The organism is Kitasatospora sp. NPDC048239 (assembly GCF_043202015.1).
GTDB lineage: Bacteria > Actinomycetota > Actinomycetes > Streptomycetales > Streptomycetaceae > Kitasatospora.
Genome location: NZ_JBICZP010000003.1, coordinates 151,745 through 171,323, shown reverse-complemented (window position 1 = coordinate 171,323; position 19,579 = coordinate 151,745). Strand labels below are relative to the sequence as shown.

Below are 19,579 nucleotides of genomic sequence, written 5' to 3'. Positions count from 1 at the left end.
GGAGCCGCCAAACCTGATGGGCCCTGATTGGCCGAATTGTCCACTCGGTATCCGACGGTATGGCCGGATTACTCCCACTGCCACCGGACAGCCTCGGCCCGGGCGGGGCGCGCCGGGTGCACGGGTCTGGGCGCCGGCCGCGGGTGGGGCCACACTGTCGGGATGCAGGTACAGCTCGCAGGGGAAGCACGGCGGCCGGACCGCGAGAGCGAGGACTTCGCGGCGGCCTCACCGGAGGCGCTCGTACTGCTCGACGGTTCGAGCTCACCGAGCGGCATGGAGTCCGGGTGCCGCCACGGCACCTCCTGGTACGTCCGCAGACTGGGGGTGCACCTGCTGTCCCGGCTCACCGACCGGGCCGACCGCTCAATCGCCGAGTGCCTGGCCGACGCGATCGCGGAGACCGCCGCGCTGCACGGCGGGCGCTGCGACCTGGCCCACCCCAACACGCCCGCCGCCATGGTCGTCGCGGCCCGGCGGCACGGCTCCTCGCTGGAGTACCTGGTGCTCGGCGACTCGCTGCTCGTCCTGCAGTACAAGGACGGCCCGCCGAAGGTGATCGGGGACAACCAGCGCTTCCCCGACGGGGAGGAGCTGCGCCGGCAGGTCTGGTCGACCGTCCCCGGCTCGACCGAGCGGGCCGCGCTGCACCTGCGGTACGCGCTGGCCGTGCGGGCCGCCCGCAACACCGGGCACGGCCCGTGGATCGCCGCCGCCAGCCCGAAGGCCGCCGGCCACGCCGAGACGGGCTTCGTCCCGCTGGACCGGCTGCACGCGGTGGCCGCGCTGTCCGACGGCGCCTCGCGCTACACCGAGCGCTTCGGCCTGGGCAGCTGGGCGGACGCCCTGCAACTGCTCGGCGAGTGCGGCCCGGGCGAGCTGATCGCCCAGGTCCGCGCCGTGGAGCGGTCGGACGCCTCCTGCGAACGCTGGCCGCGCGGAAAGGCCCACGACGACGCCTTCGCCCTCTACGCCCGCCTGTAGCGCCCGCGCCGGTGCGCGCCGGCCAGGCCGGTTTCGTAGGCGGTGCACTCCACGGCACAGGGCCGCCCCGGAGCGGTTGGCTGCTCCGGGACGGCCCTGTGCTGTGCCGCGTTGACTGTGCCGCGCCGCCTCAGCGGGCGTCGGCGGGGATGGTGCCGAGGCGGCCGGCCTGGAAGTCCTCCATGGCCTGCTGGAGCTCGCGGTGGCTGTTCATCACGAACGGGCCGTAGTGGGCGACCGGCTCGCGGATCGGGAGGCCGCCGAGGAGGACGACCTCGAAGTTGGCGCTGCGGGAGTCCTGGGCCTCGTCGGCGCGGATGGTGAGGGAGTCGCCGTCGCCGAAGACGACGGACTGGCCCATGTGGAACGGGCGTCGGTCGGGCCCGGCGGAGCCGCTGCCGGCCAGGCCGTAGGCGAGGCCGTTGAAGTCGGTCCGCCAGGGCAGGGTGACCTCGGCGCCGGGGTTCACCGAGACGTGGATCATGGTGATGGGCGTGTGCGTGGAGCCGGGGCCCTGGTGGCCGGCTATGTCGCCGGCGATGAGCCGGACGAGCGCGCCGCCGTCCGAGGATGCGAGCAGCTTCACGGTCGTGCCGCGGATGTCCTGGTACTTCGGCGCGATCATCTTGTCCGCGGCGGGCAGGTTCACCCACAACTGGAGGCCGTGGAAGAGGCCGCCGGACATGACCAGCGACTCCGGCGGGGTCTCGATGTGCAGCAGGCCGGAGCCGGCCGTCATCCACTGGGTGTCGCCGTCGGTGATGGTTCCGCCGCCACCGTGCGAGTCCTGGTGGACGAAGGTCCCGTCGATGATGTAGGTGACGGTCTCGAAGCCGCGGTGCGGGTGCCAGGGGGTGCCCTTCGGCTCCCCGGCCGCGTAGTCCACCTCGCCCATCTGGTCCATCATGATGAACGGGTCCAGGTACTTCTGGTTGATCTTGGCGAAGGCGCGGCGGACGGGGAATCCCTCGCCCTCGAAGCCGCTGGGGGCGGTCGACACGGCCAGCACCGGACGCGGCTGGGAGCCTTCGGCGGGCGCCGCGATACGCGGCAGAACGAGTGGGTTGTCGACGGTCACGGCGGGCATGTCGGCCTCCTTCGGGGGTGTGTGGCCTACACCCAAGAGATTAGTTCAATACTCAACAAGAGGCAAGTTGAATTTTGAACCATATGGGGACGGCTGAGCCGCCGGCCCCTCCTCCAGGGTGGACCCGCGGCCGCTAGCCGTACATCCGGCGCATGGTGAAGTCGACCATCTGCTCGACCGCCTTGGCGTCGAACACCATCCGGTGCTCGCCCTCCATGTCCAGCGCGAAGCCGTACCCCGTCGGCAGCAGGTCGAGCACCTCGGCGCCGCTGACGGTGAAGTGCTTGGAGTCCTTGCCGGCGTAGCGGCGCAGCTCCTTCAGCGAGCTGAACATCGGGATCACCGGGGTCGGCGTGTTGTGCAGCGCCAGGAATCCGGGGCGCTCGCCGCGCGGGCAGTGCACCTTGGAGGTGATGAAGATGGCCTGGAAGTCCTCCACCGCCATCGACCCGGTGGTGAAGGCCCGGACGGCGTCCGCCAGCGAGGGCGGGGACGGCTCCGGGTAGAGGGACTGCTGCTGCGCCGCCTGCGGCTGCTCGCCGTAGGGGCCCGGCCCGGGCATGCCGTTCATGCCCGGCTGCGGCCCCGCCTGCTGCTGGTAGGGGTCGCCCGGGTACGCGTTCTGGTCATAGCCGTACACACGGACAGGCTATCGGGAGCGCAGCCGCCTGTGCGGCGGTCGATCCTGACAGGAGTGGCCGTCCGGCGTTGTGGGACGTGACCACGTTCATAGCGGATTCACCGCCAGGGGCTTGAAACAAGTTACCGCTGGGTAGCATCATGATGCCTACTGGTGGGTACGGGGCGCCCGAACGCGGCGGTCACCCGGAAGCGACGAACCGGAGATAACGGCCATGGGTCACTACAAGTCCAACCTGCGGGACGTGGAGTTCAACCTCTTCGAGGTGTTCGGCCGCGACCAGGTGTACGGCACCGGTCCGTTCGCCGACATGGACGTCGAGACCGCGAAGAACATCCTCAGCGAGATCGCGCGTCTCGCCGAGAACGACCTCGCGGCGTCCTTCGCGGACACCGACCGCAACCCGCCGGTCTTCGACCCGGAGACCAACACCGCCCCGATCCCCGCCTCGTTCAAGAAGAGCTACCAGACCTTCATGGACGCCGAGTGGTGGCGCCTGGGCATCCCGGAGGCCATCGGCGGCCAGGTCACCCCGTCCTCGCTGATCTGGGCCTACGCCGAGCAGGTCCTGGGCTCGAACCCGGCCATCTGGATGTACTCCTCCGGCCCGGCCTTCGCGGGTGTCGTCCACGACGAGGGCACCGAGGCGCAGAAGAAGGTCGCCGAGCTGATGACCGAGCGGCTCTGGGGCGCCACCATGGTGCTGACCGAGCCCGACGCCGGTTCGGACGTGGGCGCCGGCCGCACCAAAGCGATCAAGCAGGAGGACGGCTCCTGGCACATCGAGGGTGTGAAGCGCTTCATCACCTCGGGCGAGCACGACATGTCCGAGAACATCATCCACCTGGTGCTGGCCCGCCCCGAGGGCGGCAAGCCGGGCACCAAGGGCCTGGGCCTCTACATCGTCCCGAAGTTCGACTTCGACTGGGAGACCGGCGAGCTCGGCGAGCGCAACGGCGCCTACGCCACCAACGTCGAGCACAAGATGGGCCTCAAGGCCTCCAACACCTGCGAGATGACCTTCGGCGCCAAGCACCCGGCCAAGGGCTGGCTGCTCGGCGAGACCGTCGACGGCATCCGCCAGATGTTCAAGATCATCGAGTTCGCCCGGATGATGGTCGGCACGAAGGCCATCGCCACCCTCTCCACCGGCTACCTCAACGCTCTCGAGTACGCCAAGGAGCGCGTGCAGGGCGCCGACATCTCGCAGTTCCTGGACAAGACCGCCCCGCGCGTCACCATCACGCACCACCCGGACGTGCGCCGCTCGCTGCTCACCCAGAAGGCGTACGCCGAGGGCATGCGCGCCCTGGTGCTGTTCACCGCCTCCACCCAGGACGACGTGCTCGCCGCCCGCCTGCGCGGCGAGACCGACGAGGCCGCCGAGCGCCTGAACGACCTGCTGCTGCCGATCGTCAAGGGCTACGGCTCCGAGAAGTCCTACGAGCAGCTCGCCCAGTCCCTGCAGACCTTCGGTGGCTCCGGCTACCTGCAGGAGTACCCGATCGAGCAGTACATCCGGGACGCGAAGATCGACACCCTGTACGAGGGCACCACCGCGATCCAGGGCCAGGACTTCTTCTTCCGCAAGATCGTCAAGGACGGCGGCCAGGCGCTCACCGCGCTGTCCGAGCAGATCCAGAAGTTCCTCGGCTCGGCCGCGGGCGGCGACGCCCTGGCCGCCGAGCGCGAGCTGCTCGCCAAGGCCGCGGGCGACCTGGAGGCGATCGTCGGCAAGCTGCTGGCCGACCTCTCCTCGGTCGAGCAGGACGTCAAGAACATGTACAAGGTGGGCCTCAACACCACCCGCCTGCTGATGGTCTCCGGCGACGTCGTGATCGGCTGGCTGCTGCTGCGCCAGGCCGCGGTGGCCCTGGCCAAGCTGGAGGCCGGCGCCTCCGAGAAGGACGTCCCGTTCTACCAGGGCAAGGTCGCGGCGGCCCGCTTCTTCGCCAAGAACGTCCTGCCGACGATCACCCCGCAGCGCCTGATCGCCGAGGGCGTCGACAACGAGATCATGGAGCTGGCGGAGGAGGCGTTCTAGGACGCCCCCCCGTCGCCCGGTCGGCACCTGCCGCGTGTGACACCTCTCTGACCGCCTGACCCAACCCTCAGTACGAAGGGGGCCCGCCTTCCCGGCGGGCCCCCTTCGTGCTGTCCGCGGCCGCCCGGTCGTCCGGGCCGCCTGGCCGGTCAGCCGCTGCGGAGGGCCTGGAGCGGGTCGGTGCGGGCGGCGCGCAGCGCGGGGTAGAGGCCGGCCAGCAGCCCGACCACGCTGCCGATCAGCGGGGCGGGCAGCGTGGTGGCGGGCTGGAGGACGGCGGTCCAGTCCCGGGCGGCCGCGACGGCGACCACGGTGACCACGCCGAGGGCGGTGCCGATCAGGCCGCCCAGGGTGCCGAGGGCGGTCGACTCGGTGAGGAACTGGGCGGCGATGTGGCCGGTCCGGGCGCCGAGCGAGCGGCGCAGGCCGATCTCCCGGGTCCGTTCCAGGACGGCGACCAGGGTGGTGTTGGCGATGCCGACCGCGCCGACCAGCAGGCAGATCCCGGCCAGGGCCAGGAAGAGGCCGGTCAGGTCGGAGGCCACCTTGTCCTGGAGGCCGTGCGGGTCGGGCGGCGGGACGACCGTGAAGGCCTCCGGCGCGTCCGGCCGCAGGGCGAGCGGGAGCTGCGCGGCGACCACCGGGGCGGCGCCGACCCGGGTGGCCACCAGCGCCTGGGCCGCGTGCTCGGGATCCGCCCCGGGGTTGCCGAACTGCGCCAGCGCGGTACTGGCCGGGATGATCAGTCCGAGCAGCGCGCCGGACTGCCGCCGCACGTCCGAGTAGATCCCGATCACCGTGTACGGCGCGGAGTCGATGAAGACGGCGGGCTGGGCGTCCAGCCGGCTCACGCCGAGGCGTTTGGCGGCGGTCTGACTGAGCAGCACCACCGGTTGGGCGGTCCGCTGGACGAAGGGGTCCATGGCGACGCCGGCCGTGATGGTGGGCTCCATGGCGGCCACCGCGCCCGGGGTGGCCGCGAGCACGGTCAGGCCCGTTCCCTCGTTCGCGCCGTTCGGGCGGCCGGAGAGCACCGGAGCGCCCGGTACGGCCCACCAGACGCCGCCCGCGCGTACCCCGTCGATCCCGGCGAGCCGGCGGTCGGCGTCCTCGGGGAAGTGGGTCGGCGGGTTGGCGCCGGGCGCGACGCCCTCCGTCGCGGGCCGGTCGGAGACGTGCACCGTGGTGGCCCTGGTCAGGCTGAACTGTTCGCCGATCTGGCCGGAGGCCGTCGCGGTGAGGCCGAGCACCGCGACGAACGCGCCGATGCCCAGCACCGTGCCCAGCATGGTCAGCACCGAGCGGCCGGGGCGCTGGAGGACGCCGGACAGGGCCTCCGAGCAGAGGTCCCGCACCCGGAGCCGGGAGGGCGGCTCGGGCAGTGCGCCGCGGGCCATCAGCGCGGCGCTCCGGCCTCGGCGCCCTCGCGGGGAGCGGCACTGGTCCCGGCTGGTCCGGCCTCGTCGAGGACGCCGTCGTGGAGGGCGATCCTGCGCCCGGCGCGGGCGGCGACGGCCGGGTCGTGGGTGATGACCACCAGGGTGAAGCCCTGGGCGTGCAGCTCGTCGAACTGGGCCAGTACCGCTCCGGCGTTGGCCGAGTCCAGGTTGCCGGTCGGTTCGTCGCAGAGCAGCAGGCTGGGGCGGTTGACCAGGGCGCGGGCGATCGCCACCCGCTGCCGTTCGCCGCCGGACATCGTGGTGGGCAGGGCGTCGGTGCGGTGGCCGAGGCCGACCTGGCGCAGTGCGTCCAGGGCGGCCGCCCGGCGCCGTCCGCGGGGCGTGCGGTTGTAGACCTGGGCCAGCACCACGTTCTCCTCGGCCGTCCGGTGCGGCAGCAGGTGGAAGGACTGGAAGACGAAGCCGATCCGGCGCCCGCGCAGGGTCGCCCGGTCCCGGTCGCGCAGGCCTCCGGTGTCGATGCCGTCCAGCTCGTAGCGGCCCCGGCTGGGGGTGTCGAGCAGGCCGAGCAGGTGCAGCAGGGTGGACTTGCCGGAGCCGGACGGGCCGGTGATCGCCAGGTACTCCCCGCGGTGGACGGTCAGGTCGGACGGGTGCAGCGCGGTGACCGGGGGCTGTCCCGGGTAGCTGCGGCCGACTCCGGACAGGGCGATCACGGGCGGGGTTCCGGCGGTGCCTGGGGTCGCGGTCATCGGCCGACCACCACCTGGTCGCCGGGCCTGAGTTCGGCGCCGACGCCGGGCACCACGGCGACCATGCCGTCGGCGCTCACCCCGGTGGTGACCGGGACGGTGGTCCGGTTGCCCGCGGCGTCCACCCTGGTGACCGAGGTCCGGCCGGCCGCGTTGGTGGAGATCGCGGCCACCGGGACGGCCGTCACCGGCTGCCCGGCGTTGTCCTTCAACACGGTGAGCCGCAGGTTCCGGCCGTTCAGGGCGGCGGGCAGCGGGGCGGCGGGGGCGATGGCGACGGGGACGTAGGCCGGTCCTGCGCCCGGGCCGCCGGCGTTCGGGGCGCCCGGGGCGGCGTTGCCCGCCGACCCGCCTGCCCCCGACCCGCTTCCGCTGGTGCCACCGGTGCCGCCGCTTCCGCCGCCCAGCGTGATCACCTTGCCGGTGGGCGCCGCGGTGGTCGGGGCGCCGACCTCGCCCACCGTGCCCTTCAGGGTGGTGTTGGTGTCCTCGACCAGGATCTCCACGGCCATCCCGGTCTTGACGCCCGCGGCCTGGGCGGGCGTCAGCTGCCCGGTGACGCTGAGACCGCCGCTGGTGAGCGAGAGCAGGGTGCCGGTCGCGGGGGTGCCGACCGAGCCGTTGACCGCGGTGACCGAGGCGGGCAGCGTGGGCAGGAAGACGGCGTGGGCGGCGGGCACCATCGGGCCGTTCACCGCCTGGGCCTTGTCGAGGGCGGTCCTGTCGGCGGCCAACTGCTTCTTCGCGGCGGTGAGTTGCTGGTCGATGTCGAGCCCGGTGGCGGGGGCCGGCGCTCCGGTGGCTGCTCCGGTGGGCGCTCCCGCGGTGGGGGCGGGGCCGGTGGGGGCGGGCGTCGGCGGCTGGGCCGCGCTGCTCTGGCCGGCCTTCTTCTGCGCGGTGAGCGAGTCCACCGTCTGCCGGCTGGCGTCCACGGCCTTCTGTGCGGTGTCGACGGCCTGCTGGGTGGTGGCGCCGGTGGTGGGTACGGGGTAGCCGAGTCTGCGGTAGAACTCGGTGACCGCCTGCGCGGTGCCCGGGCCGAAGGCGCCCTTGTCGTCCGATCGCAGCGAGTACCCCAGGCCGGCCAGCGCGTCCTGCAGCTCGGTGACGTCCGGGCCGCTGCTGCCGGGCTTGATGTCCCGGTAGGCGGGCACCGGCCCGTTGAGCGCGAAGAGCGGCTGGCCGGACACCTCGGCCAGTAACTGCCCGCTGTTGACGGCGTCTCCGGTCCTCACGGCCAGTTTGGACACGTACAGCCGGGTGACGTCGGGGGAGGCCGAGGAAGGGACGATGTCGTACTGGGCCGGCGGGTAGACCACCGCGCGGGCCGGCACCGACCGGTTCAGCACCTGGCTGGTCACCGGCGCGGTGATCAGGCTGTTCGGCGCCGCCGCCGCCTGGGCGGCCCGCTCGGCGGGGGACTTCACCAGCGAGGCGGCGCCCAGGCCGCCCACCGCCAGCAGGGCCGCACCCGCCGCCACCAGCGCCAGCACCCGTCGGCGCCGCGCGGTCCGGGAGCGGCGCGGGGGCGCCGCGGCGTCGGCCGGCTCGGCGGCCTCGATCGTGGTGGTCGTCAACGTGCTTCTCCCCCCGGCGACTTCACTCCCGGGGGAGTATCGTCGATCGGCCGTCGGACGGGTGCAACGGGGTGCGCGCCGAGCCCGACCGGGCGCCTGGTCGACCGGGCGCGGGCCCGGCCTGGTCGGCGTCACAGCCGCCCCGGCCGTCGGGGGCGATCCGGGCGGCCCTGCGCCCTGGGCCCGCATCGGCGGCCGGATCCGCGCGGGGTTGGCCGGACGGGTCGCGACCACCGGCACGGGCGGTGGTGATGTTGGTCACCAGGACGGCGGGCGGGCGGCCCCAACTCACCCGCCGTGCCGGGTGGGCGGTGGTGCACCGGCCGTTCCGCGCGTAGCCGGGGCCGCAGCCGCGGCAGTGCCGTAAGGGCCGGACGGCGCCCGTCCGGTTCGCTGACGGCCCGTCACTTGTGAAAGGGTGGGGAGGGGGATATGTGATGACCCTGTGCAAGCGGCCGGAATCCCTGGGTGCCCGACGGGGGTTCGGGGACCGGCGGGGCGTCACTTCACGGTTGTGTCTGCGTTCTGCATCCGTTGCCGGGTTCCGAGTGTCATGTCCGTGTACGGGCATATGCTCAGGGTGCGAAGTCGACCCCCAATCCGGCTTCAGCCCTCCCTCGACTCAGGAGCAGCATGTCGACCGCCGCCCGCCAGGCCTTCTTCGACCGGACGCACACCGATGATCTGATCGCCTTCCTCGGCACCTCCCCGTCGCCCTACCACGCGGTCGCCAGCGCGGCGGAGCGCCTGGAGAAGGCGGGCTTCCGGCAGGTCGCCGAGGCCGACGCCTGGGACGCGGCGGCCGGGGGGCGCTACGTCATCCGGGGTGGCGCGCTGATCGCCTGGTACGTGCCGCAGGGCGCGGGCCCGGAGACGGCGTTCCGGGTCGTGGGCACGCACACCGACTCGCCGAACCTGCGGGTCAAGCCGGTGCCGGACACCGGGTCGGCCGGCTGGCGACAGGTCGCGGTGGAGATCTACGGCGGCGTGCCGCTGAACACCTGGCTGGACCGCGACCTCGGCCTCTCCGGCCGGCTCGCGCTGCGCGACGGCAGCTCGCGGCTGGTGCAGCTGGACGAGCCGCTGCTGCGCGTGCCGCAGCTGGCGATCCACCTCGACCGCCAGGTCAACGAGGGCATGAAGCTCGACAAGCAGCGCCACCTCACCCCGATCTGGGGCCTCGGCCCGGTCGACGAGGGCTCGCTGATCTCCTACGTCGCCCAGCGGGCGGGCGTCGAGGCGGCCGACGTGGCCGGCTGGGACCTCATGACGCACGACGTGCAGCCGGCCTCCTACCTGGGCCGCGACCGCGAGCTGCTGGCCGGCCCGCGCCTGGACAACCTGCTGTCGGTGCACGCGGCCGCCGCCGCGCTGGCCGCCGTCGCCACCGCCGCCGCGACGGACGGCGCGGACCTGCCGTACATCCCGGTGCTGGCCGCCTTCGACCACGAGGAGACCGGCAGCGAGTCGGACACCGGCGCGCAGAGCCCGCTGCTCGGCAACGTCCTGGAGCGCAGTGTCTACGCGCGCGGCGGCAGCCCCGAGGACCGCGCCCGGGCGCTGGCGGGCACCGTCTGCCTCTCCTCCGACATGGGCCACGCCGTCCACCCGAACTACAGCGAGCGGCACGAGCCGGGGCACCACCCGATGCCGAACGGCGGCCCGATCCTCAAGGTCAACGTCAACAACCGGTACGCGACCGACGGCGTCGGCCGGGCGGTGTTCGCGGCGGCCTGCGAGCGGGCCGGCGTGCCGTGGCAGACCTTCGTCTCCAACAACGCCATGCCCTGCGGCACGACGATCGGCCCGATCACGGCGGCCCGGCTCGGGATCAGCACCGTCGACTGCGGCATCGCGGCGCTGTCCATGCACTCGGCGCGCGAGCTGTGCGGGGCGGACGACCCGTACCTGCTGGCGAGCGCGATCAAGGCCTTCCTGGAGGGCTGAGCGGCTACCCGGAAGGGCCCGGCGGAGCGCTCTCCGCCGGGCCCTTCCGTCATCCGCTCCGTGCTGCCGGACGCCTGCGCCGTGTTGCTGGACGCCGGGTCCCGTGCTGACGGATACCGCCGGCTACTCCATGCCCGCCAGGACCAGCGGCAGCCGCCGCGCGCCGTCCGCGGTGAGCGTCACCGGCACGCCCCAGTCCTGCTGGTGGACGTGGCAGGCCGGGTACTCGATCTCCGGGTCGTCGTCGCAGGAGGCGGCCATCGCCGAGACGTGCAGGACGCCCTCGGCCACCTCCGCGGAGAGCACCAGCTCGCGGGAGAGCGCCGAGTCGGCCCCCGCCCCGGAGACCAGCAGCTCAGGCGGGGTGGAGCTGACCAGCAGCCGGGTGGACGGGCCGTAGCGCTCGTCCAGCTTCTGACCGGTGGGTGCGGAGAACACCACGTCCAGCTGGAACGCGCCCGGCGCGACCTCGGTGGCCGCCCGCCGGGTGCGGTGCGCGACCGACTCCACCCGGACGGCCTCCTCGGGCAGTCGCAGCCTGGTCAGCCGGTGCCGGGCGGACTCGACCACCACGATGTCGCCGTCCACCAGCACCGCCCCGGAGGGCTCGCGCAGGTCGGTGGCCAGCGTGGTGACCTCGCCGCTCGCCGGGTCGAAGCGCCGCAGCGCGTGGTTGTAGGTGTCGCTGACCGCGACCGAGCCGTCGGGCAGCACGGTGACGCCGAGCGGGTGCTGGAACAGCGCCTGGTCGGCCGCGCCGTCGCGGTGGCCGAAGTCGAACAGGCCGGTGCCGACGGCGCTGTGCACCGTCTTCGTTTCACGTGAAACCCACCGCAGGGACGACGTCTCAGAGTCGGCCACCCAGAGCCGCTCGCCGTCCGCCGACACCGCGAGCCCGGACGGCTGCGCGAACCACGCCTCGGCGGCCGGCCCGTCGACCAGGCCCTCGTTGGTGGTGCCGGCCGCGACGCCGACGGTGCCGGCCGCCGGGTCGTAGGACCAGAGCTGGTGGACCCCGGCCATGGCGATCCAGACCCGGCCGTCGAACCAGGCGACGTCCCACGGCGAGGAGAGGTCCACCTCGCGGGCCGGGCCCTCGGTCGCCGAGCCCTGCCACCACTGCCGACCGGTGCCCGCCAGGGTGGTGACGGAGCCGTCCGACAGCCGGACGCCGCGCAGCGCGTGGTTGACGGTGTCGGCGACGATCACGTCGCAGCCCAGCGCGTCGCGGACCGGACCCTCGGGGAGCAGCAGCAGACCCTGCGGCTCGCTGAACCGGGGGCTGGTGCCGTCGACCAGGCCGCGCTCGCCGTCGCCGATCCGGCGCACCACGCGCTCGCCGTCCTCGGCCAGCTCGACCAGCGAGTGGTGGCCGGAGTCGGCGACCAGGAAGTGCCCGTTCGGCAGTCGGACGGCCTTGCCCGGGAACCTGAGGTCGCCCGCGACCGGCTCGGGCGCCACGTACGGGCCGTCGCCGCGCCGCAGGGTGCCCTTGGCCTCGTGCTCCGCCTCCAGCTCCTCGACCAGCCGGGCGATGGCGTGCGCGTGCCCCTCGCCGGCGTGCTGGGCGACCACGTACCCCTCCGGGTCGATCACCACCAGCGTCGGCCAGGCGCGGACGGCGTACTGCTTCCAGGTGACGAGCGCCGGGTCGTCCAGCACCGGGTGGTGCACCTCGTACCGCTCGACGGCGTCCACGACCGCCTGGTGGTCGGCCTCGTGCACGAACTTGGGCGAGTGCACGCCGACGATCACCACGGTGTCGCGGTGCTTCTCCTCCAGCTCGCGCAGCTCGTCCAGGACGTGCAGACAGTTGATGCAGCAGAACGTCCAGAAGTCCAGGATGGTGATCTTGCCCCGGAAGTCCGCGAGCGTGAGCTCCTTGCCACCGGTGTTCAGCCAACCGCCTGCCCCGACCAGCTCGGGGGCGCGTACACGTGCACGAGATGCCATGAGCCAATCAAACCGCACCCGGCGGCAGGACATTCCGCCGTGGTGGGTTTCAGCGGGTGGCCTTCGGCTCAGGTGGTCCGGGCGGGCTGGTCGAGGCGCCAGCGGACCTCGCCGTCGTGGAGCTCGCCGGTGGGGGTCAGGCCGAGGGAGCGGGCGATGGCGGCGGAGGCGTGGTGGTCGGGGTGGATGTGGGCAAGGACGGTGGTGACGCCGCCCGCGGTGAGGTGGGCGAGCAGGGTGCGGGCGGCCTCGGTGGCCAGGCCGCGGCCCTGCCAGGGGGTGCCGGTCACCCAGGCCACCTCGGTGGCCTCCGGGCCGATGGTGGCCTGGACGTAGCCGGTCAGCCGGCCGTCGGCGCGCAGTCGCAGGGCCCAGTTGCCCCAGGCCTGGGCCGGGTCGGGGGAGCCCGCGGCGAGGCGGGCGTAGCGGGTGCGCAGGGCGTCGGCGGTGGGCGGTTCGCCGCCGGTGAAGGCGTAAAGGGCCGGGTCGGCGAGCGCCTCGGCCATCCCCTCGGCGTGCTCGGGCCCGATCGGGAGCAGGTCGAGGCGCTCGGAGCGCAGGGGCACGGTGGTGGAGGGGCGCATGCCGGTATTCAACGCCTGTGTGTGGCGGTGCTTCGTGCCGGGTACCCGTTCGGGTCGAATGGGGGGAAGGTCCACTCGGAGGAGGCGTTATGCGGTACCTCATCAGGGAGAAGCTGTTCACGATCGGCGACGACTACTGGATCGAGGACGAGGACGGGCACCGGGCGTTCCTGGTGGACGGCAAGGTGCTGCGGCTGCGGGACACCTTCGAGCTGAAGGACACCAGCGGCCGGATCCTCGCCGTGATCAAGGAGAAGGCGTTCACCGTCCGGGACGCGATGAAGATCGAGAACGCCGACGGGGACGTGATCGCGACCGTCCGGGAGAAGCTGTTCACCCCGTTCCGCGACAAGTACCACGTGGAACTCGCGGGCGGCGGCGAGCTGAAGATCCACGGGAACCTGATCGACAAGGACTACCGGATCGAGAACAGCCACGGCGACGACCTCGCCCGGATCTCCCGCAAGTGGTTCCGGATCCGCGACAGCTACGGCGTGGAGATCGCGGACGGCGCGGACGCCGGCCTGCTGCTCGCCGTCGCGGCCTGCGTGGACCACCTGACGGAGGAGTAGGCGCGCGGCCGGGCCGACTGCGCGGTCTACACGATGACGTGCGGCAGGAAGCGCGCCCCCTGGTGGGTGATCGGGCTGTCGTCCGTCTCGCGGATGCCCAGGCCCGCCGACTCGCCGTCGACCACCCAGGTGCCGAGCACCGGGCGGTTGCCGTCGAAGTCGGGCAGCGGGTGGTACTGCTGGTAGCAGAACCCCTCGGAGCCGTAGCGGTCCGGGTCGCCGGCCCAGTCGGCGAGCCGGGTCTCGCCGCCGTCCGCCTCGACGATCCGGATGCCGGCGCCCTCGCGGCCGAGCAGCGGTTTGGCCGCGTAGCCGGGGCCGTCCGGGTCGGCGAGTTCGCGCGGGCCGTCCAGGTAGGCGGGCAGCAGGTTGGGGTGGCCGGGGTACAGCTCCCAGAGCACGGCCAGCAGGGCCTTGTTGGAGAGCAGCATCTTCCAGGCCGGTTCGATCCACAGGGTGGAGCCGGTGGAGCCGCCGAGGTCGATGGCGTCCAGCAGCTGTCCGCCGAACTCGTCCGAGGCCAGCCACTCCCACGGGTAGAGCTTGAACGCGGAGCGGATGAAGCGGTGTTCGAGGTCGACGAAGCGGCCGGAGAGGCCGTCCCAGCCGATGTCCTCCATGGCGATGCCGACCGTCTCGACGCCGGCCTGCTCGGCGCACTCCTGGAGGTAGAGGGTGGTCATCCAGTCCTCGCCCTCGGTGTCGCCGCGCGAGTGGGCGAAGTGCACCGGGCCGGGCGGCAGCAGGTGCTTCTGCCGGGCCCAGGAGGCGACCAGGCGCTCGTGCAGCGAGTTCCACTGGTCGGCGGCGGGGAAGCGCTCCTCCATCCAGAACCACTGCGGCCCGGCCGCCTCGATCAGGGAGGTCGGGGTGTCGGCGTTGTACTCGAAGAGCTTGGCCGGGCCGGCGCCGTCGTACGCGAGGTCGAACCGCCCGTACACGGCGGGCTGTTCGTCGCGCCGCCGCCAGGACTCGGCGACGGCGGCGGCCAGTCGGGGGTCGGTGATGCCGTAGTCGGCGAACCGGCCGGTGCGCACCACGTGCCCGGCGGCGGCGAGGGACATCTCGTGCAGTTCCTCGACCACCTCCTCCAGCGCCTCGACCTCGGGCAGCGAGAACTCGTAGTACGCGCTCTCGTCCCAGTAGGCGTGCGGGCCGCCCTGGTTGCAGGGGTCGGAGCACATGGCGTAGATCAGACCCTGGGCCTCCACGGTGGCCAGCCAGTCGGGGCGCGGGGCGATGGTGCGACGGCGCACGGGCTCAGCCCCCGCCCGAGCCGCTGGAGCCGGACGGGCAGCCGAAGCCGCCGCGCTTGGTGGCGGCCTTGTCGAAGGTGCCGCCGAGGGCGGTGGTGGCGCCCGAACCGCAGTAGTACCAGCGGCCCGCGGTGGCGCCGGCGCCCTGGCAGGAGTGGCTGTCCAGCACCTTGAGCGTGCCCGGGTCGACGCAGCGGCTGGGCGGGCTGCTGCCGGCGGACGAGCAGCCGGAGAGCGCCAGCGCGAGGGTGCCGACCATGCCGAGGGCGACGAAGCCCGAGCGGCGGCGGCCGTCGGGGGAGTCGGCGGGCCGCCCGGCGGGTACCGGGGAGGTGGCCGCGGCGGGCGTCGCGGCGGGTCTCGCCGGCTTCTCGGCTGGCCCGGCTGCGGGTGGGGGCGGCGTCATGGCGACCGATGGTACGCGGCGGGCCGGATGGTACGGGAGGGGCCCCGGTTCCCCGGCCGGGCGTTGACCCGATGGGATATGTTTTGCCGATCCTTGACCGGGGGAGCCCGGTGACCGCACCGGGCTCAGCCGGACTCAGTGAATGGACCCGGGGGGAAGACACCCATGAACGACATCCTGCACGGTCTCGGTGCCGCGGCCGCCTTCGGCGGCGTCGGCGTGGTGCTGCTGCTCCTCGGCGTCGGCCTGGTCGACGTGCTGACGCCCGGGAAGCTGGGGCACCAGATCTGGGTGGAGCGCAACCGCAACGCCGCGGTGGTGCTGAGCTCCGCGCTGCTCGGCATCGGCGGCATCGTCTTCACCGCGATCATGTACACCTACGAGGACTTCGGCAAGGGCCTTGCGTCCACCGCCTGCTTCGGCCTGCTGGGGCTGCTGCTGATGGCCGTCGCGTTCTGGGCGGTGGACGTGCTGACGCCGGGCAAGCTCGGCGCGATCCTGGTCGACCCGGAGCCGCACCCGGCGGTCTGGGTCACCGCCAGCTGCAACATCTCGGTGGCGGCGATCGTGGCGGCGGCGATCGCCTGAGGCCGCGATCGCCTGAGGCCGCGATCGCCTGAGGCCGCAGCGCCGGGCTCCAGCTCTCAGGGGCGAAGGCCTCAGGGTTCAGGCGACCTGGACGGGGTGCGGGTCGCCGCCGAGGACGTTCTCGCGGCCCCAGGCCCCCAACGGGGCCAGTGCCGCGTTGAGCCGGGCTCCGGCCTCCGTCAGCGAGTACTCCACGCGCGGCGGCACCTCCTCGTACGCCTCGCGGTGCACCACGCCGTCCGCCTCCAGCTCGCGCAGGTGGGCGGCGAGCACCTTCTCGGTGATGCCCGGCACCAGGCGGCGCAGTTCGCCGAAACGGCAGCTCCCGCGCTCGTCCAGGGCCCAGAGGATCAGCACCTTCCACTTGCCGCCGATGACGTCCATCGCGGCGTCGATCCCGCAGACGTACGCGCCCGGCCTCGATACGGTCGCCATGCCCCCACCTTCCGACCTGGATGCTCACCCCAGGGTAACCACCCACTCCCAAGTGCGTACTTGATCACCTCAGGGGCCTGCGACGAGCCTGGTCGGCATGGCACAGAACACCGTTGAGAAGACCTCCCGTACCCCGCTGACCCTGCTCGGCCTCGGTGCGATGGGCACCGCGCTCGCCCGGACCTGGCTCGCCGCCGGGCACCCGACCACCGTCTGGAACCGCACCGCCGCACGGGCCGAACCGCCGGCCGCCCAGGGCGCCGGCGTCGCCGCGACCGCGGCCGAGGCGGTTGCCGCCAACCGGCTGGTGGTCGTCTGCCTGCTCGACGACGCCTCCGTGGACGAGGCGCTGTCGGGCGTCGACCTGTCCGGCAAGGACGTCGTCAACCTCGTCACCAGCACCCCCGGCCAGGCCCGGGCCCGCGCCGAATGGGCCCGCGAGCGCGGCGCCCGCTACCTGGACGGCGGGATCATGGCCGTCCCGCCGATGATCGGCGTCCCGGCGGCCGGCGGGTACGTCTTCTACAGCGGCTCGGCCGAGCTCTTCGAGGAGCACCGCGAGACCCTGGCCGTCCCGGCCGGCACCACGTACGTCGGGGCGGACGCCGGCTTCGCCGCGCTGTACGACGTGGCGCTGCTGAGCGCGATGTACGGCATGTTCGCCGGGCTCACGCACGCCTTCGCGCTGCTGCGCAAGGAGGCCCTGCCGCCGACCGCGGCGGCCCCGCTGCTGAGCGGCTGGGTCGGCGCGATGGCGCAGTCGGCGCAGCGCAGCGCCGAGCAGCTGGAGAGCGGGGACTACGTCACGGGCGTCGTCTCCAACCTCGCGATGCAGGTCGCGGGCACTCCCACCTTCCTGCGCACCGCCGAGGAGCAGGGGGTCAGCCCGGAACTCCTCACCCCCTTCTTCGAGCTGATGCGGCGGCGGCTCGAGGAAGGGGGCGGCGAGGAGGACCTGACGGGCCTGGTGGACCTGCTCCGGCGGTAGCGCGGTCCGGTGGGCCGGTCCGGGTGGTGGCTCGGGCCGGGCGTCCGCGAAGGCCCGCGGTGTCAGCCGGCCGCGCGGGCGGCGGGCGTGCGGCGGCGGAGGGCCGGGTCGGTGAGCGCCGGGGGCTTCCAGACGCCGTCGGGGTGGTAGACGTTCGTGCCGGGCGGGACGATCGCGTCGATGCGGTCGAGGGCGTCGTCGTCCAGGACGAGGTCGGCGCCCTTGAGGGCGTCCTCCAGCTGTCCCATGGTGCGCGGACCGATGATCACCGAGGTGACGGCCGGGTGCGCCAGGGGGAAGGCCATGGCCACCTCGGGGAGGGTGCGGCCGAGCTCCTCGGCCAGTGCGGACAGCTCCTCGACGGCGTCCAGCTTGGCCGCGGTGCCGGGCAGCGCCGGGTCGAAGCGGGCCGGGGTGAGGGCGGCGCGGCCGGAGGTCATGTCGATCGGACGGCCCTTGCGGTAGCGCCCGGTGAGGAAGCCGGAGGCGAGCGGGCTCCAGGTCAGCGCGCCCATGCCGAGCCGCTGGACGACCGGCAGCACGTTCGCCTCGATGCCGCGGGCGAGCAGCGAGTACGGCGGTTGCTCGGTCCGGAAGCGCTGCAGGCCGCGGCGTTCGGCCACGTGGTACGCCTCGACCAGCTCCTCGGCGGGGAAGGTCGAGCAGCCGAAGGCGCGGATCTTGCCGGCCCGGACGAGGTCGCCGAGCACCGAGAGGGTCTCCTCGATGTCGGTGGTGTGGTCGGGGCGGTGCACCTGGTAGAGGTCGATCCGGTCGGTGCCCAGTCGGCGCAGGCTCTCCTCCACCTCGCGGACGATCCAGCGCCGCGAGTTGCCGCCCCGGTTGCGGCCCTCGCCCATCGGGAAGTGCACCTTGGTGGCGAGCACCACGTCGTCCCGGCGGCCGCCGGCGAGGGCCTTGCCGACGATCTGCTCGGACTCGCCCGCGGAGTACATGTCGGCGGTGTCGACGAAGTTGATGCCCTGGTCGAGGGCGGCGTGGATGATCCGGACGCAGTCGTCGTGGTCGGGGTTGCCGACGGCACCGAACATCATCGTGCCGAGGCAGTGGGTGCTCACCTCGATGCCGGTGCCGCCGAGGACGCGGTAGCGCATGGTTCAGGCTCCCTGGAGTGGGTGGTGGGCGGGCGGTGGCCGGTGGTGGTCGGCTGTGGGTCCCGACGGTAGATCTTGGAGTGCACTCCAGGGCAAGGGGATTCCGTCGACCGGCTCGGCGCGGACCGGCTCCGTGCGGACCGGTTCCCTGTGGACCGGCTCCGTGCGGCCGGATCCCCCCGCCGGGGGAGCGGCTTCCTCCGGGCGGTGGAGGCCGAGCGGCCAACGCCGGTGCGAGCGTGGGGGCATGACGGACATCGGGCGGATCGCCGCACGGGCAGTGAACGGACGGGCAGTGAACGGACGGGCCGTGAACGGATGGGGCGTTGCCGGGTGGGGCGCGGCCTACGCCGCACTGGGGGCCGGCTGCGCCGCGGGCGGCCAGGCGCTGTTCGGACTGGCCTGGCTGGGGTGGGCGGTCGCGGCGGTGGGCGCGGTGGCCGTCGCCGTCGGCCTGGCGGTGGTGCGCCTCGGCCCGCAACCTCCTTTGCGCAGAGCTCTGTTGGCACTCTGCGCGCTTACGGTGGCGGGGGCGTTCAGCCTGCTGATGGACGTGATCACGCTCATCTTCGGTCAGGGCGTGGACAGTCGGGCTGACGCCGGGCTGCACGCGCTGTCGGCGTTCGGCGCCGTCCTCCTGGCCGGGGTGGCCCGTCCGGGCCGCCCGGCCAGGGCGGCCGAGCCCGTCGGACCGGCCTCGCGTCGGGTCCAACTCGCCGCCTGTGCCGGGACGCTGGCCTTCGCGCCGTACGTCGCGATGAAGCTGGTCTGGGTGCTGGGCGGCACCTTCGCCGGAACGGACGGCGCCGAGATGCGAGCCGCCTCGGAACGCAACGGCGCCTCCGGGATCTGGCTCACCCTGGAGTCCTGGGGCCTGGACGGGACGGTGCTGTTGGCGGCCCTCGGCGTGTTCCTGCTCTGGGGCCTGGTCCGGCCGTGGGGCCGGGTCTTCCCGCGGTGGACCCCGGTGTTGCGCGGACGCCCCGTCCCCCGCTGGCTGCCGCTCACCCCCGCCCTGCTCGGCGCCGCCACCCTCGCGCCGTACGGCGTCCTCGGTCTCGGGTACCTAAGCCTCGCCACGGCGGGCGCGGTGACGATCCGGCCCGGTGACTTCCACAGTGCGGCGGACGCCCTGCTGGTGGGCTGGATCGGTTTCTGCGCCTTCGCCGTGTACGGGGTGGCACTGGCGGTCGCGGCCCGCTCGTACTGGCGGCGGACGGCGTCCGGTCGCCAGGCCCCTTGATGCCCGCC

At 73.3% G+C, this 19,579-nt stretch carries 18 protein-coding genes; 7 read left to right on the top strand and 11 right to left on the bottom strand.

The genetic code is table 11. The features are described from left to right. The first annotated feature begins 162 nt into the window (after window positions 1–162). Window positions 163–984, top strand: coding sequence for an integrase (locus tag ACGFZP_RS08570; RefSeq protein WP_392929980.1), 822 nt, complete (start codon window positions 163–165; stop codon window positions 982–984). A 130-nt stretch (window positions 985–1,114) separates the two neighbouring features. Here ACGFZP_RS08570 and ACGFZP_RS08565 read toward each other — a convergent pair whose 3' ends face one another. Both ACGFZP_RS08565 and ACGFZP_RS08560 read right to left on the bottom strand, forming a co-directional pair. After that, window positions 1,115–2,071, bottom strand: coding sequence for a pirin family protein (locus ACGFZP_RS08565; RefSeq protein ID WP_392929978.1), 957 nt, complete (start codon window positions 2,069–2,071; stop codon window positions 1,115–1,117). A 133-nt stretch (window positions 2,072–2,204) separates the two neighbouring features. Next, window positions 2,205–2,711, bottom strand: coding sequence for an SseB family protein (locus tag ACGFZP_RS08560; protein ID WP_392929976.1), 507 nt, complete (start codon window positions 2,709–2,711; stop codon window positions 2,205–2,207). A gap of 214 nt (window positions 2,712–2,925) precedes the next feature. Here ACGFZP_RS08560 and ACGFZP_RS08555 point away from each other — a divergent pair, with 214 nt between their 5' ends. Next, window positions 2,926–4,755 (top strand): acyl-CoA dehydrogenase, encoded by a 1,830-nt coding sequence (locus tag ACGFZP_RS08555; protein WP_392929974.1) that lies wholly within the window; start codon window positions 2,926–2,928, stop codon window positions 4,753–4,755. A gap of 149 nt (window positions 4,756–4,904) precedes the next feature. Here ACGFZP_RS08555 and ACGFZP_RS08550 read toward each other — a convergent pair whose 3' ends face one another. Genes ACGFZP_RS08550 through ACGFZP_RS08540 form a run of 3 tightly spaced genes read right to left on the bottom strand, consistent with a single transcriptional unit; the run spans window position 4,905 to window position 8,484 of the window. Next, on the bottom strand, window positions 4,905–6,152 hold the full coding sequence (locus tag ACGFZP_RS08550) for an ABC transporter permease (protein WP_392929972.1): 1,248 nt from the start codon (window positions 6,150–6,152) through the stop codon (window positions 4,905–4,907). Continuing rightward, complete coding sequence (locus tag ACGFZP_RS08545; RefSeq protein ID WP_392929969.1) at window positions 6,152–6,907, bottom strand: ABC transporter ATP-binding protein; 756 nt, start codon at window positions 6,905–6,907, stop codon at window positions 6,152–6,154. The genes ACGFZP_RS08550 and ACGFZP_RS08545 overlap by 1 nt, the downstream gene beginning before the upstream one ends. Continuing rightward, complete coding sequence (locus ACGFZP_RS08540; RefSeq protein ID WP_392929967.1) at window positions 6,904–8,484, bottom strand: peptidoglycan-binding protein; 1,581 nt, start codon at window positions 8,482–8,484, stop codon at window positions 6,904–6,906. Before ACGFZP_RS08540 ends, ACGFZP_RS08545 begins: the two co-directional genes overlap by 4 nt. Before the next feature lie 633 nt (window positions 8,485–9,117). Here ACGFZP_RS08540 and ACGFZP_RS08535 point away from each other — a divergent pair. Next, the gene (locus ACGFZP_RS08535) at window positions 9,118–10,431 is read left to right on the top strand and encodes a M18 family aminopeptidase (RefSeq protein WP_392929965.1); all 1,314 of its coding nucleotides are present in this window, start codon (window positions 9,118–9,120) and stop codon (window positions 10,429–10,431) included. A 123-nt stretch (window positions 10,432–10,554) separates the two neighbouring features. Here ACGFZP_RS08535 and ACGFZP_RS08530 read toward each other — a convergent pair whose 3' ends face one another. Then, the gene (locus ACGFZP_RS08530; RefSeq protein WP_392929962.1) at window positions 10,555–12,384 is read right to left on the bottom strand and encodes an NHL domain-containing thioredoxin family protein; all 1,830 of its coding nucleotides are present in this window, start codon (window positions 12,382–12,384) and stop codon (window positions 10,555–10,557) included. A 68-nt stretch (window positions 12,385–12,452) separates the two neighbouring features. Next, the gene (locus ACGFZP_RS08525) at window positions 12,453–12,968 is read right to left on the bottom strand and encodes a GNAT family N-acetyltransferase (protein ID WP_392929959.1); all 516 of its coding nucleotides are present in this window, start codon (window positions 12,966–12,968) and stop codon (window positions 12,453–12,455) included. Window positions 12,969–13,057: 89 nt separating this feature from the next. Between ACGFZP_RS08525 and ACGFZP_RS08520 the strand changes: the two genes are divergently transcribed. Further along, complete coding sequence (locus tag ACGFZP_RS08520) at window positions 13,058–13,540, top strand: LURP-one-related/scramblase family protein (protein ID WP_392929958.1); 483 nt, start codon at window positions 13,058–13,060, stop codon at window positions 13,538–13,540. A 26-nt stretch (window positions 13,541–13,566) separates the two neighbouring features. On the opposite strand, the gene ACGFZP_RS08515 is transcribed toward ACGFZP_RS08520, so the two are convergent. Together ACGFZP_RS08515 and ACGFZP_RS08510 are read right to left on the bottom strand one after the other, a co-directional pair. Then, window positions 13,567–14,796 (bottom strand): glutathionylspermidine synthase family protein, encoded by a 1,230-nt coding sequence (locus ACGFZP_RS08515; RefSeq protein WP_392929956.1) that lies wholly within the window; start codon window positions 14,794–14,796, stop codon window positions 13,567–13,569. Window positions 14,797–14,800: 4 nt separating this feature from the next. After that, window positions 14,801–15,202: a hypothetical protein gene (locus ACGFZP_RS08510; RefSeq protein ID WP_392929954.1), complete on the bottom strand. Its 402-nt coding sequence runs from the start codon at window positions 15,200–15,202 to the stop codon at window positions 14,801–14,803. Between the two features lie 165 nt (window positions 15,203–15,367). On the opposite strand from ACGFZP_RS08510, the gene ACGFZP_RS08505 reads away from it, so the two are divergent. Then, window positions 15,368–15,790, top strand: coding sequence for a DUF350 domain-containing protein (locus tag ACGFZP_RS08505; protein ID WP_387941005.1), 423 nt, complete (start codon window positions 15,368–15,370; stop codon window positions 15,788–15,790). A 78-nt stretch (window positions 15,791–15,868) separates the two neighbouring features. Here the strand turns inward: ACGFZP_RS08505 and ACGFZP_RS08500 are convergent, their stop codons facing one another. After that, window positions 15,869–16,225: a winged helix-turn-helix transcriptional regulator gene (locus ACGFZP_RS08500; RefSeq protein ID WP_392929953.1), complete on the bottom strand. Its 357-nt coding sequence runs from the start codon at window positions 16,223–16,225 to the stop codon at window positions 15,869–15,871. 97 nt (window positions 16,226–16,322) lie between these two features. Here ACGFZP_RS08500 and ACGFZP_RS08495 point away from each other — a divergent pair, with 97 nt between their 5' ends. Beyond that, complete coding sequence (locus ACGFZP_RS08495) at window positions 16,323–17,213, top strand: NAD(P)-dependent oxidoreductase (protein WP_392929951.1); 891 nt, start codon at window positions 16,323–16,325, stop codon at window positions 17,211–17,213. Between the two features lie 62 nt (window positions 17,214–17,275). Here ACGFZP_RS08495 and ACGFZP_RS08490 read toward each other — a convergent pair whose 3' ends face one another. Continuing rightward, window positions 17,276–18,328, bottom strand: coding sequence for an aldo/keto reductase (locus ACGFZP_RS08490; RefSeq protein ID WP_392929950.1), 1,053 nt, complete (start codon window positions 18,326–18,328; stop codon window positions 17,276–17,278). A 310-nt stretch (window positions 18,329–18,638) separates the two neighbouring features. Here ACGFZP_RS08490 and ACGFZP_RS08485 point away from each other — a divergent pair, with 310 nt between their 5' ends. Further along, window positions 18,639–19,571, top strand: coding sequence for a hypothetical protein (locus ACGFZP_RS08485; RefSeq protein ID WP_392929949.1), 933 nt, complete (start codon window positions 18,639–18,641; stop codon window positions 19,569–19,571). Window positions 19,572–19,579 lie beyond the last annotated feature (8 nt).

Excerpts from the sequence above, each read along its gene's own strand:
- ACGFZP_RS08570 (WP_392929980.1), top strand. The coding sequence starts at position 163 with ATGCAGGTACAGCTCGCAGGGGAAGCACGGCGGCCGGACCGCGAGAGC.
- ACGFZP_RS08565 (WP_392929978.1), bottom strand. The coding sequence starts at position 2,071 with ATGCCCGCCGTGACCGTCGACAACCCACTCGTTCTGCCGCGTATCGCG.
- ACGFZP_RS08555 (WP_392929974.1), top strand. The coding sequence starts at position 2,926 with ATGGGTCACTACAAGTCCAACCTGCGGGACGTGGAGTTCAACCTCTTC.
- ACGFZP_RS08550 (WP_392929972.1), bottom strand. The coding sequence starts at position 6,152 with ATGGCCCGCGGCGCACTGCCCGAGCCGCCCTCCCGGCTCCGGGTGCGG.
- ACGFZP_RS08545 (WP_392929969.1), bottom strand. The coding sequence starts at position 6,907 with ATGACCGCGACCCCAGGCACCGCCGGAACCCCGCCCGTGATCGCCCTG.
- ACGFZP_RS08535 (WP_392929965.1), top strand. The coding sequence starts at position 9,118 with ATGTCGACCGCCGCCCGCCAGGCCTTCTTCGACCGGACGCACACCGAT.
- ACGFZP_RS08530 (WP_392929962.1), bottom strand. The coding sequence starts at position 12,384 with ATGGCATCTCGTGCACGTGTACGCGCCCCCGAGCTGGTCGGGGCAGGC.
- ACGFZP_RS08525 (WP_392929959.1), bottom strand. The coding sequence starts at position 12,968 with ATGCGCCCCTCCACCACCGTGCCCCTGCGCTCCGAGCGCCTCGACCTG.
- ACGFZP_RS08520 (WP_392929958.1), top strand. The coding sequence starts at position 13,058 with ATGCGGTACCTCATCAGGGAGAAGCTGTTCACGATCGGCGACGACTAC.
- ACGFZP_RS08510 (WP_392929954.1), bottom strand. The coding sequence starts at position 15,202 with ATGACGCCGCCCCCACCCGCAGCCGGGCCAGCCGAGAAGCCGGCGAGA.
- ACGFZP_RS08505 (WP_387941005.1), top strand. The coding sequence starts at position 15,368 with ATGAACGACATCCTGCACGGTCTCGGTGCCGCGGCCGCCTTCGGCGGC.
- ACGFZP_RS08500 (WP_392929953.1), bottom strand. The coding sequence starts at position 16,225 with ATGGCGACCGTATCGAGGCCGGGCGCGTACGTCTGCGGGATCGACGCC.
- ACGFZP_RS08495 (WP_392929951.1), top strand. The coding sequence starts at position 16,323 with ATGGCACAGAACACCGTTGAGAAGACCTCCCGTACCCCGCTGACCCTG.
- ACGFZP_RS08490 (WP_392929950.1), bottom strand. The coding sequence starts at position 18,328 with ATGCGCTACCGCGTCCTCGGCGGCACCGGCATCGAGGTGAGCACCCAC.